Source organism: Gilliamella sp. B3464 (assembly GCF_026536145.1).
In the GTDB taxonomy this organism is placed as follows: Bacteria; Pseudomonadota; Gammaproteobacteria; order Enterobacterales; family Orbaceae; genus Gilliamella.
This window is the reverse complement of sequence record NZ_JAFNOQ010000001.1, coordinates 1-14,310: the sequence shown is the minus strand read 5'-3', so window position 1 is coordinate 14,310 and position 14,310 is coordinate 1. Positions and strand designations below refer to the sequence as shown.

Annotated in this window: 9 protein-coding genes and 1 CRISPR repeat array; of the genes, 5 read left to right on the top strand and 4 right to left on the bottom strand. The window is 35.4% G+C overall.

The annotated features are described in order from the left end of the window. Window positions 1-37: 37 nt before the first annotated feature. Entirely contained in the window at window positions 38-1,267 is a 1,230-nt protein-coding gene (locus tag J3U57_RS00045) for a phosphopentomutase (protein ID WP_267333453.1), read from the bottom strand. A gap of 596 nt (window positions 1,268-1,863) precedes the next feature. Between J3U57_RS00045 and murB the strand changes: the two genes are divergently transcribed. From murB to birA, 3 genes are read left to right on the top strand one after another with little or no spacing between them, the layout of a single operon-like run. Next, entirely contained in the window at window positions 1,864-2,874 is a 1,011-nt protein-coding gene (gene murB / locus J3U57_RS00040) for a UDP-N-acetylmuramate dehydrogenase (RefSeq protein WP_267333454.1), read from the top strand. A gap of 10 nt (window positions 2,875-2,884) precedes the next feature. Continuing rightward, window positions 2,885-4,009 carry an MFS transporter gene (locus J3U57_RS00035; protein ID WP_267343480.1) on the top strand — a complete coding sequence of 375 codons (1,125 nt, stop codon included), beginning with the start codon at window positions 2,885-2,887 and terminating at the stop codon, window positions 4,007-4,009. After that, complete coding sequence (gene birA / locus J3U57_RS00030; protein WP_267343479.1) at window positions 4,002-4,958, top strand: bifunctional biotin--[acetyl-CoA-carboxylase] ligase/biotin operon repressor BirA; 957 nt, start codon at window positions 4,002-4,004, stop codon at window positions 4,956-4,958. The genes J3U57_RS00035 and birA overlap by 8 nt, the downstream gene beginning before the upstream one ends. Window positions 4,959-5,030: 72 nt before the next feature. On the opposite strand, the gene J3U57_RS00025 is transcribed toward birA, so the two are convergent. Beyond that, complete coding sequence (locus tag J3U57_RS00025; protein ID WP_267343478.1) at window positions 5,031-7,349, bottom strand: zinc/cadmium/mercury/lead-transporting ATPase; 2,319 nt, start codon at window positions 7,347-7,349, stop codon at window positions 5,031-5,033. A 256-nt stretch (window positions 7,350-7,605) separates the two neighbouring features. Between J3U57_RS00025 and J3U57_RS00020 the strand changes: the two genes are divergently transcribed. Then, entirely contained in the window at window positions 7,606-8,799 is a 1,194-nt protein-coding gene (locus J3U57_RS00020) for an MFS transporter (protein WP_267343477.1), read from the top strand. 63 nt (window positions 8,800-8,862) lie between these two features. On the opposite strand, the gene surE is transcribed toward J3U57_RS00020, so the two are convergent. Next, on the bottom strand, window positions 8,863-9,648 hold the full coding sequence (surE, locus tag J3U57_RS00015) for a 5'/3'-nucleotidase SurE (RefSeq protein WP_267333459.1): 786 nt from the start codon (window positions 9,646-9,648) through the stop codon (window positions 8,863-8,865). 22 nt (window positions 9,649-9,670) lie between these two features. Next, window positions 9,671-10,528, bottom strand: coding sequence for a neutral zinc metallopeptidase (locus tag J3U57_RS00010; RefSeq protein ID WP_267343476.1), 858 nt, complete (start codon window positions 10,526-10,528; stop codon window positions 9,671-9,673). Window positions 10,529-11,377: 849 nt separating this feature from the next. Here J3U57_RS00010 and proP point away from each other — a divergent pair. Continuing rightward, complete coding sequence (gene proP, locus J3U57_RS00005; protein WP_267343475.1) at window positions 11,378-12,883, top strand: glycine betaine/L-proline transporter ProP; 1,506 nt, start codon at window positions 11,378-11,380, stop codon at window positions 12,881-12,883. 499 nt (window positions 12,884-13,382) lie between these two features. Then, window positions 13,383-13,650: a CRISPR direct-repeat array (repeat unit 28 nt; unit sequence GATTAACGCCGTATAGGTGGTTTAGAAA). Between the last annotated feature and the right edge of the window lie 660 nt (window positions 13,651-14,310).

The following is a 14,310-nucleotide window of genomic DNA, read 5'->3' as shown; positions in this document are numbered from 1 at the left end:
CTTTTTCTAAAAAATTGTCCTACTTTAAATAAAATGGTTACTTTTTAATAAATGATTGACCATAATCCATTGGTGATAAATCAAAATAGTCCGCAACACTTTGCCCGATGTCTGCAAAGGTTTTACGATGACCTAATGAACCAACTGGAACACTATCACCATACACTAAAACAGGTATGTGCTCACGAGTATGATCTGTTCCTGCCCAAGTTGGATCGCAACCATGGTCGGCACTAATAATAAGTAGGTCTCCCGGTTGAATTAAAGCTAGCATTTCAGGTAGTCGACTATCAAAATATTCAAGTGCTGCGGCGTAACCAGCAATATCCCGGCGATGACCGTATGACGAGTCAAAGTCAACAAAGTTTGTAAACACGATAGTGTTATCTTTGGCTTGTTTGATCTCTTCTAACGATGCATTAAATAATGCTTCAATGCCTGTTGCTTTAACTTTTTTAGTGATACCAACCTCTGCATAAATATCGGCAATTTTACCGATTGATACTACAGTACCCTGTTTTTCATCAACCAGTTTTTTGATCATTGTTGGTGATGGTGGTTCAACGGCTAAGTCATGGCGGTTACCTGTGCGAACAAATTCACCCGCTTTTTTACCAATAAATGGGCGAGCTATAACACGCCCAATGTTGTAATCACCTTTATTAAGTTCATCACGTGCGATTTCACATATTTCATAAAGTCTATCTAAACCAAAGGTCTCTTCATGACAAGCTATTTGAAAGACTGAATCAGCTGAGGTATAAAAAATTGGTTTTCCGCTAGCCATGTGCTTTTCACCTAGTTCATCAAGAATGACCGTACCTGATGAGTGACAATTACCCAAATAACCTGGGAGTTTAGCACGTGCGACAATTTTATCTAACAATTCTTGGGGGAAACTATTTGTGGTGTTAGTAAAATAGCCCCAATCAAATAATACAGGCACACCGGCAATTTCCCAATGTCCTGACGGGGTATCTTTACCGGAAGAAATTTCGCTAGCATAACCATAAGCACCAATAATGTTACCTTCAGTCTTCATGCCTTTTGGATAACTTCCCGATGATTCGTATGCAGCTTCAATTAACCCTAGTTTAGCTAAGTTTGGTAATTTTAGTGGACCTTTGCGACCGTGATCTGCTTTACCTAATGCACAAGCTTCGGCAATATGACCTAGTGTATTAGCACCTTCATCCCCATATTTTTTTGCATCCTCTGCACCGCCGATTCCGAAGGAATCAAGGATCATAATAAAAACTCTTTTCATAATTTCCTCTGACTTCTAATAAACTTAACTTCACTACAATATAAGGAATAACAGCCCCTAAAACCGTGATCATGTGCTCATTTATTAAGTATATAAATATGATTTAAATCATTATAGCTATGTTTCAATCGTTCAAGCTAGAATTTTACTACGATTTATAAAAAGATCGCTAGCTCGTTATGATACATGATAAATGAAAACAAAAAAGATCAAACCATCAGTTTAGTCGATTATTTATTCAAAATTGGTCAGTTATTCTTATTTTTTTAGTCGACAGGTAACTTAGCACAACGCGTTTTAATTACACTATAACCTATTGAATGTATTTTACTTTAATTCGCTTATTTATCAGCGTTTGAATAATTAATAAAACATCATTTATCGTTGTGGTAAAATAATCATTTTTATGCAAAATATAATGCATTACACAATGCTTTGCCGATATTTAAATGCTGAGCTTATTTCGAATAAAAAGCGTATATAGACTAAAAATCTTAAAGTTAATTAATCAAATAATAAAAACGCTCTTAATTCAATTATGATGCAGGTTAATTTTAATTAGCACATCTCTATAAAGAGATTAAAGGTAGTGAGTGATGAAACAAAAAATTCCAAATACCTTTGGGCTGACGGTTTATGCTCGAAGTGTCGTTACCGTTTCAACCGTTGAGCAATTACAACAAGTTTGGGATCAAAATCAAGAAAATCAGCCCATTATGATCATCGGTGAAGGGAGTAATACACTGTTTACCGCTGATTATGACGGTATTGTGGTTGTCAATCGTATTAAAGGCATCACGATTACTGAAACACAAGAGTCTTGGCTTTTAAACGTTGGCGCTGGTGAAATCTGGCATGATTTGGTGTCAACGACGGTAGAAAAACAGTTAGCAGGATTAGAAAATCTTGCTTTAATTCCTGGGTGTGTTGGATCGGCGCCAATCCAAAATATTGGTGCTTATGGCATTGAGTTTCAAAAAGTGGCTGATTATGTGCAGTTACTTGAACTTGCGACAGGTAAAATTATTACTGTTACTGATGGTCAATATGGATATCGTGAAAGTATTTTTAAGCGCCGTTATAGCAATGGCTATGCTGTTATATATGTAGGCATTAGATTATCAAAACAGTGGCAACCAGTATTAACGTATGGTGAATTAAAAAACTTTGATCCCCAAACGGTCACCTCTAAAATAATTTTTGATAAAGTTTGTGAGATTCGACGCAGTAAATTACCCGATCCTAAAATTTTAGGTAATGGTGGAAGCTTTTTTAAAAATCCCGTTGTCGATAAAATTGTTGCCGATAAATTACTTGAAATTTACCCAGCAATGCCTATATATCCACAAGTTGACAATCAAGTCAAATTAGCCGCTGGATGGTTAATCGATCAATGTGGTCTTAAAGGTTTTCAAATTGGTGGAGCAGCAGTACATCAACAACAGGCATTAGTATTGGTCAATAAAAATAATGCAACAGCGCAAGATGTTGTGGCGTTGGCGCGTTATGTCAAAAATGCAGTATTGGAAAAATTTTCAGTGACTTTATCACCTGAAATTCGTTTTATTGGCCGTACTGGTGAAATTAATGTAGATAAATTTTTATAATTAATTATTCATGAAACACTCTTATTCTTTTCCTATTTTATTAACAAGTTTGTTATTTGTGACTATTTCGTTATCGGCGTTAAATACACAAGTGCCGCTGTGGTTAGTCGGGCACCAGTTTTCACTTGGTCAAATCGGCTTAGTGGGCTCAAGTTATTTTACTGGCAACTTAATTGGGACGATTATGGCGAATTGGTTTATTAACCGATTTAACGCTAGGTATACCTATACCTATAGTTGTATTATTTTTGCCATTGCAACCATAGGTTTGAGTTTTTCAATAGATTTTTATAGCTGGGCAATTTGGCGATTTTTAATTGGTATTGCTTGTGCTGTAACTTGGGTGGTTATTGAAAGTTGTATACTTGTCACAGGCACCGTTAGGACACGGGGTAAAATGCTAGCGGTTTATTTAACAACCTACTATTTAGGCACCGTTTTAGGGCAAGCACTATTACAGTATTTTCCACAAAATGTGCTGTATTTTGGCATTGTAGTAGCAGTCTTGATGGGACTAGCGAGTTTATTTATATTACTGACCCACTATAAACTGCCTAAACGAAAAAACAGTAGTTTTAATATTGTACCTATGATTGTAAATAAACCCTCTCGACTCGGGTTAGTGGGGTGCGTTATTGCCGGTATGTTAATTGGTTCTTTATATTCACTGATGCCAGCTTATTATTCCCATTTAGGTTACAGTGATAATGAAGTTGCCAATTGGATGATTCTTCTTATTTTATCTGGCGTTGTTGCACAAATGCCGGCTAACTGGTGTGCTGATAAATATGGTCGTCGTCTTGTTTTACTGGTTGAATCGTTTCTAATGATAATAGCTTGCCTAATGTTGGTATTTAATTTATTTGATATTGTTGCCATTATTTTATTAGGTGCAACAATTTATACCATTTACCCGATTTCAATGGCATGGGCTTGCTCGTGTGTAAGAAAGCAAGACATTGTTGCTATGAATCAAGCTATGCTATTGACCAATACGTTAGGTAGTCTTGTTGCACCTGCTGTAATAGCATTTATTATGGATAAAACAAGTAATAGTTATCTATTTGTGAGTTTTACAGTAGTTTCAATCTATTTTTTTATTTTATTATTAATCAAGCGAGGCACTAATGCGTAATAACCAAAATCCGCTTAAATTGATCGAAATATTAGCTGATGGTGAGTTTCATTCGGGAGAAGAATTAGCTTCGTATTTTGGTATCACCCGAGCAGGGATTAACAAATATATTAAAATTCTGCGCGAATGGGGAATTGAGCTATTTTCTGTTCAAGGAAAAGGTTATTGCTTGGCTGCGCCTATCGAACTTTTGAAAAAAGAGAAAATCGATAAGTATTATGGAGCAGATAGTGCTGTTGAAGTTTTACCTATCATTGATTCAACTAATCAATACCTCCTTGATCGTATTACAACGTTAAAATCAGGTGATGGTTGTGCCGCTGAATTTCAAACTCAAGCAAGAGGGCGGCGGGGACGTAAATGGTTTGCGCCTTTTGGAACAAATCTCTATTTTTCAATGTATTGGAGATTGGAGCAAGGTATTGCTGCTGCTATGGGATTAAGTTTAGTTGTTGGGATTGTTATTGCCGATACATTAAGATCAATATCTGGGCAAGATGTGAAAGTAAAGTGGCCAAACGATCTTTACCTTAATGATCAAAAATTAGCAGGTATTTTAGTTGAACTTGCTAGCAAAACCGGCGATAGTGCGCATGTGGTTATTGGCGTGGGTGTTAATTTAAATATGACTAATCCCGATGCTAATATTGTTAATCAAAAATGGGCTAATTTAGGTAATTTTGATCGTAATTTATTGGTTGCTCAAATTGCGAAAACGTTAAAAACTAAATTGATTCAGTTTGAGCAGCAAGGGTTAGCGCCGTTTATAAAAGATTGGGATCGGCTCGACAATTTTGCTAACCGTCCAGTAAAATTATTGATCGGTGACAATATTATACGCGGTATTGCTAAAGGAATTACTGATCAAGGGGCATTAAAACTTGAACAAGATGGTAAAATCATGACTTACATCGGCGGCGAAATATCGCTAAGAAGTGATGAAATGTAACACAAAATTAAAACCTATTGCATCTAAGCAAATAGGTTTTAATTAATGTGATAAAGAATTGAATCCTAATCCTTATTTTTTAAATCTTAACACTCGTAATGCATTAGCGGTCACAATTGCCGTCGTACCTGAATCAGCTAATACCGCTAACCAAAGCCCAGTATAACCCAGTAAACTTGTTATCAAAAAAATCAGTTTTATACCCAATGCAATGGTAATATTTTGTTTAATATTTTTGTTAGCAAAACGCGTTAAGCGAATTAATTTAGGTAAACTTAATAAACTATTTTTGGTTAATGCTGCATCTGCCGTTTCAAGTGCAACATCACTGCCACTGCCCATTGCAATGCCAACTGTTGCCGCTTTCATTGCTGGTGAATCATTGATCCCGTCGCCAACCATGGCAATTGCAGAATCTTGACCAATTTTTTCAATTTCAGTTAATTTGTCGGCAGGTAATAATTCCGCAAGGTAATCCATATTCAGTTGTCCTGCAATGGCTTTAGCTGCTCGTTGATTATCACCAGTGAGCATTAAAGTTTTTAACTCCAATTGTTGTAATTCATTAATTGCAGAAATGGCATCATTACGTAACACATCTTGTAAAGCAATAATACCTAATAATTTATCACTTGTGACTACAGCAACTACCGTTTTTCCGGCGTTTTCTAATTGATTAATGATCTGCTTATTTTGATCAGTGATAGCATTTGATACTGTCGTTATTTTATTGGGCGAAACAATATAAATCAGTTCTTGACCAATTTGACCTTGAATACCAACACCGGCGATCGCTTTACGGTTATCTGCTTCTTTGAATTGAATTTGCAGCTGTTGAGTATATTCAACAATGGCTTTCGCCAGTGGGTGATGCGAACCACTTTCGATGGCTGCGGCGATAGCAAGTAAATCGTTGGTAGATTTGTCACCATCAATAATATCTGTAACTTGCGGTTTGCCTTGGGTTAAGGTTCCGGTTTTATCAAAAGCAATCGTTTTAATTGATCCAATATGTTCAAGTGCTGCACCGCCTTTGATTAAAACGCCTTGTTTAGCCGCACAAGAAAGGGCCGAGGTAATAACGGCAGGGGTTGATATCACTAAGGCACAAGGACAACCAATAAGCAATAGTGTAAGTCCACGGTAGATCCAAGTATACCAGTCGGCGCCCATCATCAATGGTGGAATGAATATGACTAAAAATGCGAATAAGGCGATAGATGGCGTATAGTAACGGCTAAATTTGTCAATAAAGCGTTCGATTGATGCTTTGCGATCTTCAGCATCTTCTATTAATTGTAAAATACGATCAACGGCATTTTGTCCTGTTTCAGAAATAACTTTTAGTTGTACGGTATTATCGACGACCAATGATCCTGCTAAAATTTTATCGCCGCAAAGATAATTGACGGGTATTGATTCTCCGGTTAGTGCACTTTCATCAATATTGGCTTGTTCGCTAATCAAAATAACATCAGCCGGTAGTCTTCCACCCGATGATATTTCAATAATATCATTCGGTTTTAGGGTATGACTTGCGACTGTTTTTCGTTTTCCATCAATAATAATGATTGTCTCTTCTGGCATAAGTTGAACTAGCGATGAAATGCCTTTTTTAGCTTTATTGCTTGCAACGCCTTCAAGCATTTCACCAATCATGAACAGAAATATGACCATGGTTGCTTCTTCAGCTGCGCCGATAAAAAGTGCGCCAATGGCCGAAATACTCATTAACGACTCAATCGCAAATGGTGTTCCACTACGTGTTAAAACGATGGCTTCTTTTAGAATCGGTAGTAAACCAATAATGGCCGTTATAATAAATGCATATTGTCCGACTTGATGATTTACTAACAGTAAAATATAGCTGACAACAATTAAAGTCCCTAATAGTGCTAATGGGATTAACTCTTTTTTATTCAAAATACTTGAATGTTGATGTTGAACTGATTGTTCTGGTGAGGATTCAAAAATGGGTGTATAGCCTAATTCAGTCACTTTATCTTCGATAAGTTTTACAATCTGTTCATTTTTTTGAGGTACAAATACAATAAGTTTTTCTGTGGAAAAGATAATTTTTGTTTGACTAACATTGGGTAACGTTTTAACACCATTTTCGATTTTTTGAGCACAATGTGCGCAGTCCATTCCTTGAATTGTCCAAGTTAACTTAATGTGTTCGCCTTGCCGCTCGGGATCGTCTGTCGGTTCATCATATTCATTGGCTTGAGTTTTGCAGCTATTTTGATTTTCGCAGCAGTCAATAGCTTGATGATTTTCATGTGAATGATGAGAATCATGATCATGGTTGTGCGCAATATTTTGACAATCATCATGGCAATCATTTTGATGAATAGGGTGACTATTTTCAGATTTGTTATTATATAACATAACGTTACCTCATTTTATTGATGATTCTGATTGTACTCTCAATTGAATAAAAATAAATCATTTTTTATTTAATCAGACCGATCTTAATCAGGTTTTTCATAAAATTATATTGAAAATGTGGTGTTACCAGCTAACTTGAATATTAGAAAAAACGCTAAGAATCTATTTTAGGTAGCTAGATTAAAGTTTGATTTTTTATACATTAGCAACAGTTTTGAGTATATAATCATGCTCATTTCAATGATTGAGAGCATATATGACTAATTTTTACTCGCTTCGTCGACGTTCAAGTGTGATTTTTGCGGCTTTTTTATTCAATACCTTTATTATTGGTATTGCAGGAGCCTTACAGTCACCAACGTTAAGTCTATTTTTATCAAAAGAAGTTAATGTTGAACCTAGTTTAGTTGGGCTTTTTTTCTCGATCAACGCATTTGGATGTATTATTGGTAGCTTTTTATTAGCTAAATATTCAGATAAAAAAGGTGATAGACGTAATATTGTCATATTTTGTTGTTTAATGGGTGTTGCCAATAGTTTAATTTTCGCTTTTTCACGTCACTATTATGTTCTCATTACATTGGGTGTTTTTTTCGCCGCGTTAGCGTCCGCAGCCATGCCACAAATTTTTGCTTTAGCACGGGAATATGCGGTTAAGACAGGGCGCAATGTTGTGGCATTTAATTCATTGATTCGCGCCCAGCTCTCTTTAGCGTGGGTGATTGGTCCGCCGTTGTCTTTTACTTTAGCCACTAGTTTTGGTTTTACCTCGATGTATTTATGTGCAGTAGGCATGTTTATGGTTGCGATCTTATTTGTTGCAATCTTTTTACCTTCTGTTGAAAAAAATCCTATTTCACATTCAGATAATACTATTGATTTAGCGGCTGCTAACCAACCAATATATAAAAATCGAAATGTGGTTTTCTTACTGCTTTCAACGATATTTATGTGGACCGCCAATATGATGTATATTATTGATATGCCATTGTATGTCAGTTCTGTATTACACTTATATGAATCTTTACCCGGTCATTTAATGGGCTTGGCGGCAGGCATCGAAATTCCAGTTATGTTGATAGCGGGATTTTTGGTCCCTACCATTGGTAAACGAAATTTATTTTTTATCGCTATAATTTGTGGTTTGCTATTTTATATTGGGATGATTTTGTGTACCAGCCAATTTGCGTTATTTGTTTTGCAGTTGTTTAACGCCCTTTTTATTGGCATTGTGGCTAATATTGGTATTATCTATTTTCAAGATTTATTGCCGACTAGAATGGGCGTTGCATCAACTTTATTTAATAACGGCATTATTTGCAGTATCATTTTAGCCGGCGTGATTCAAGGTTTCATTTCTGAATCTTATGGGCACGAAATAATTTATTGGATTGCATTCGCGATGGTTTTTATTTCGTTAGTGTTTTGTGCATTGGTAAAAAAGGACTAATAAAGTCATTAATAATAGCTTATTAAAATGAGCGTCTTCCTAAGATTAGGAAGACATAGCTATTTATTCATCGGTATTGATTTGTTGTTTTAATTTTTCATAAATTGCATAGTGAGTTCTTTCATAGCCCATAGGTGTAATGGTTATGTAATTGTTGTTAGCTGCATCAAGCTCTTTGTCTTTTCCTAATATTTGTTGATTACGTTTCGCTCTAAACCAATAATAATCATGTCCTTCAGGATCTTTAGTTGGCGTTAGGACTAATTGGCTGGCATCACTTTCTCCTTGTTTGGTTACTCTCATTCCTTTAGTTTCTTTGGCCGAGCAACATGGAAAGTTAATATTAAAGCAGATGTTGTCAGGTACATTTAATGTATAGAGTTTTTTTATAACCTCTTGAGCATGATGAGTTGCACAATCCCAATTGGTTGGCTGCATGTCTTCTGTGTTCACTTGACTAAAAGCCATGGCTGGTATACCAAGTGTCATTGCCATTATTGCCGCACCTACGGTTCCAGACAAAATGGTTTCAAACCCCACATTAGAACCACTATTTATTCCAGATAAAACCAGATCAGGTAAGTTATCGACCATTAAATGTTTGATTGCAAATAACATACAATCAGCGGGGGTGCCATAAACAGCATATCTTTTTTCATCTCGCTGGGTTACGCGAAAAGGGGTTTTTAAACTAACTGAACACGAAACCCCACTCTGATCGATAATTGGTGCAACGACCCATACTTCATGTGCAATTTTTTGGGCAACATTTTCTAATATTTTAATGCCGGGAGCATCGATGCCGTCATCATTAACTAATAAGACGCGGTTTACTAATTTATCAAACATATCACTTCCTTTTGCTATTTACTTATTGATCAAAGGTATTACATTGATTAATAGATCCACTGTCGAATCCTCTTTTAAACCAAGTATAACGTTGTTTGGATGTGCCGTGGGTAAAACTATCAGGCATAACATAACCATTACTTTGCCGTTGTAAGCGATCATCGCCTATGGCTTGTGTTGTGTTTAAGGCTTGTTCGATATCACCCACTTCAAGAATATTTTGTTTTTGCATAGCATTACCCCATAAACCGGCATAACAATCTGCTTGTAATTCTAATTTTACCGATAACTGGTTGCTATTAATATCTGGTTGAGTTTGTTTGAGCTGCTCAATGTTATTAAACGTACCTAATAAATTTTGTACATGATGACCTATTTCGTGAGCAATGACATAACCTTGGGCAAAGTCACCGCCGCCACCAAGTCGCTGCTTCATTTCTTGATAAAAGGAGGTGTCTAAATAGACGGTTTTATCTATGCTACAGTAAAAAGGTCCCATAAAGGTTTGCCCAGTACCACATGAAGTTTGTGTTGAGCCGGTATAAAGAACCAATTTGGGGGGAATATAGGTTTTACCTAAAGCCTTAAACTGTTGGCTCCAGTAATCCTCGGTACTGGCTAAAATAACCGAGGTAAATTTTGCTGCATCGGGATCTTGGTCATTATATTGAGAAATTGTTTGCTCAGTATTACTTGAATCAATCAAATTACTATTAAGTAAACTCGTTAGATCCACACCATAATAGCCAGCAATTAATACCACTAAAAATAAAATAACTTTCCCTTTGCCTTTAATTGGGATCCTTGTTCCCAATTCACTTCCTGATTGTGAGCGGCGATCTTCAATATTATCACTCTCTCTTTGGTCTCTCCAGCGCATAGGGGTACCTCATCAGTTATAGTTAGATTATTGTAATGGATAACTTACCGGGATGCTAGGTTCAGTGATGATTATCATCTTAAATTGATAACATCCAACGTTGCTTATTTATAACCTAATGATTATTATGATGTTTAATCGCTAGTTAATATTTTTCCCATCTTTTTCGTTGTGAGCATATTAGATCATGGTAACTCAATTCATCACTCAACTCTCTCAGCAAGCTTTTATTTAGATTACTGACAACACTCATCAGTTTTATTAAAAGATGGTAGAGCGATGAGTGAATTATTTACCATTTTATTATTTCATTCTGTGATTTATCGCAACGGGTTAGCATTAAAAATATTTAGAATAATTAGTTGGTTAATTAGCTTAGCACAACATCATTACGCCATAATAGTGATTTATGTAGCAGTTTTAGTATTATCATTTCACCATTGAACATGGCACACTTTTTATTTTATGGCAGTGATCGAGATCATTTGGCTGAGTGATTGTTAATTCTCTGCAGGATAAATAATTAGCGTGTAAGATGAATATACTGCTTAAAAATCGAATTTGATTTATGGTGGATTTTGCAAAAATTAATGATGTTGTTATAATTAGTCTGCAATTTCCACTAGATAGATGGATGTTGTTGTCAGTGAATTAGCTTTAGCGTAATCAATAAAATATTCGTTTTATAATTATTATCAAGTACCTTCTTTTGTCTTTACAAGATTTTGTTCTACATTTAAGTCAATACATATTTTGAAATTGAGTTTAATTGGTCATTAAATCGATATTAATCACTTTGCTTAATTGCATTTTTAATATCATTTTATTAGTATTCAATAGGTGTATTTTATGAAGCAAATATCAAAATCGACAAGTAAGCCTCTAAATATTAACGATATTACTATCATCGATGATAGTAAGTTAAAAAAAGCCATAATTGCAGCAGCACTCGGTAATGCGATGGAATGGTTTGATTTTGGCGTTTATGGCTTTTTGGCTTATGTTTTAGGTCAAGTATTTTTTCCGGATGCATCACCGAGTATTCAAGTTGTTGCTGCTTTGGCAACTTTTTCGGTGCCGTTTTTAGTTCGTCCATTAGGCGGATTAGTATTTGGTGTTTTAGGTGATAAATTGGGTCGACAAAAAATCCTTTCTGTTACCATTATTATCATGTCTTTAAGTACCTTTTGTATTGGATTAATTCCTTCTTATGCCTCTATCGGCATAGCTGCGCCCATTTTATTATTAGTGGCCAAATTAGCCCAAGGATTTTCTATCGGGGGAGAGTATTCAGGGGCTGCTATTTTTGTTGCTGAGTATTCACCGGACCGCAAACGTGGATTTATGGGTAGCTGGCTTGATTTTGGTTCGATTGCCGGCTTTTTAGTTGGGGCTGGGTTAGTTGTGCTTCTTTCTACATTACTTGGCGAAGCAAGATTTCATCAATGGGGATGGCGCATTCCATTCATCTTTGCTTTACCCTTAGGTATAATCGGTCTTTATTTACGGCATGCATTAGAAGAAACCCCAGCATTTCAACAGCATACAGATTCAACCAATAGTCAGCAAAATAGCGATAGTGATACCTCAACGACTCTGTCATTTAAACAAATTTTCAGCAAATATTGGAAAAGCTTATTGGTTTGTGTTGGCTTAGTTATTGTCACCAATGTCACTTATTACATGTTACTGACTTATATGCCGAGTTATTTATCACATAATCTGAATTATCCTACCGATCATGGTGTTTTAATTATTATTGCTATCATGATTGGCATGTTATTTGTGCAGCCTGTGATTGGTTTGATTAGTGATAAAATTGGTCGAAAACCCTTTATTGTTGGTGGTAGTCTAGGATTACTGGTTCTTTCTTACCCCGCTTTTGCGATGATCAATAGCGATGTTATTGGTCTTATCTTCTTAGGTTTATTAATATTAGCCGTACTGCTTAATTGTTTTACGGGTGTGATGGCATCAATTTTACCTGCTATTTTTCCAACGAGTATTCGCTACAGTGCCCTTGCTATTTCATTTAATATCTCGGTACTGATCGCTGGTGCGACACCAACTGCTGCCGCTTGGCTTGTTGAAGAGAGTGGTAATTTATATATGCCAGCTTACTATTTAATGGTGGTCGCATTAATAGGATTAATCACTGGTTTCAAAATGAATGAAACTGCTAACCAACCTTTAAGAGGTGCAACCCCAGCGGCATCTGACAAGTCTGAAGCAAACGAAATTCTAACAGAACATTTTGATTCAATTGAACAAAAAGTTGAAGATATTGATGAGCAAATTGAATCATTACAAGAACAACGACAAGATTTAGTCGATCAACATCCAAAACTTGATTAATATTATGGCGTTATCATAAAAAAGCCAATATTTGTTAATTAATTGATTTTTATAATGAACCGTAAACGTAGCTAATTCGGTAATGTTGATTATGCTGTTAGCCGTCTAATTAAGGGAATCCGATGATTCCCTTATCTAAACTTAGAGAGTGATAAAACTATTTTCACAGTAACATATGAGTAATATTTAATTTTGTTATATTAAGATCTCTCTCGGTTTTAACTATTATCCAGATGATTTGAGATCTTATCTGTTCTTTTTAAAAAGCTCATACACAAATTCAATAACTAACTTGAAATCACCGATAAAAATGAACCGATCCTTGGTATTTTTTGACTAAATTAACATGCAAAAAAATCGTTATGTTTAACCCTTTTTTTACCTTAAATTTAAATTAAATAAAATCAATGTATTAAAAGCAAGCTCAAAAAAAGGGTTTTTAGCAAGAAAAATGTAGTTTGTCTTTTATCAGACAGGCGTTATAGTATGTCTGGTTCTAGATTAACGCCGTATAGGTGGTTTAGAAATGTCGCCGTTTAGACGAAAAAGTAAAAGGTAAGATTAACGCCGTATAGGTGGTTTAGAAATGTATGGGATCCTGACAATGAAAAAATATAACGATTAACGCCGTATAGGTGGTTTAGAAAAAAATACCGCATTTCAAGCATTCCGGCACCGGGATTAACGCCGTATAGGTGGTTTAGAAATGTTGCATCGTCAATACCTGTATTGACCTCATGATTAACGCCGTATAGGTGGTTTATAAAATTTGTCATCGAACTCTAAACGCTAACGTCTGGATTAAGGCTGTATAAATGTCAGATAATTTAGTCTATCTTTCTTTATACTATGATCAGCAATTCATAGTATAAAGAGAGTTTCTTACGCAGAAATAGTGGGCAACATTGTACTTTTTCTGATACTTATCAATTTTGTTGCAAAAATAGTTATAACTTACGCGTCCACTTAAAAATAATCAATTAATTAGAATATATTACGCAACAGATTAAGGTAGCATATGACCTTTTCACTGGTGGATAATCATCGCGGTAACCATAAAATACTATGATAATTATGCAAAAGATTCATTGATTAAGTTAATGGTTAATACTAGTAGGTATTCGTCATTAAATTGTAGGCTTAAGATGCATTTATAACGTTGCTATTGATGATTATTAACAAAAATTAACATAAATACACATTACAATTTTTATATTCTATCTTACGATTGAACCGCATTATTGACATTATCACGCACAAAAAAGTTGCATTAGATATCTATATATAAAAGCTAATATATTGTATTTTCTTAAAAAGTTAATCAAATTAGCTACAAGGAGTAGTAAAAATATGTTAAAATATGGTCTTAATCGGGCATCGGGCATCGGGCATCGGGCATCGGGCATCGGGCATCGGGCATCGGGCAT

What these genes read in the sequence shown, in the direction of transcription:
- J3U57_RS00045 (WP_267333453.1), bottom strand. Translation starts at nt 1,267, where the DNA reads ATGAAAAGAGTTTTTATTATGATCCTTGATTCCTTCGGAATCGGCGGT.
- murB (WP_267333454.1), top strand. Translation starts at nt 1,864, where the DNA reads ATGAAACAAAAAATTCCAAATACCTTTGGGCTGACGGTTTATGCTCGA.
- J3U57_RS00035 (WP_267343480.1), top strand. Translation starts at nt 2,885, where the DNA reads ATGAAACACTCTTATTCTTTTCCTATTTTATTAACAAGTTTGTTATTT.
- birA (WP_267343479.1), top strand. Translation starts at nt 4,002, where the DNA reads ATGCGTAATAACCAAAATCCGCTTAAATTGATCGAAATATTAGCTGAT.
- J3U57_RS00025 (WP_267343478.1), bottom strand. Translation starts at nt 7,349, where the DNA reads ATGTTATATAATAACAAATCTGAAAATAGTCACCCTATTCATCAAAAT.
- J3U57_RS00020 (WP_267343477.1), top strand. Translation starts at nt 7,606, where the DNA reads ATGACTAATTTTTACTCGCTTCGTCGACGTTCAAGTGTGATTTTTGCG.
- surE (WP_267333459.1), bottom strand. Translation starts at nt 9,648, where the DNA reads ATGTTTGATAAATTAGTAAACCGCGTCTTATTAGTTAATGATGACGGC.
- J3U57_RS00010 (WP_267343476.1), bottom strand. Translation starts at nt 10,528, where the DNA reads ATGCGCTGGAGAGACCAAAGAGAGAGTGATAATATTGAAGATCGCCGC.
- proP (WP_267343475.1), top strand. Translation starts at nt 11,378, where the DNA reads ATGAAGCAAATATCAAAATCGACAAGTAAGCCTCTAAATATTAACGAT.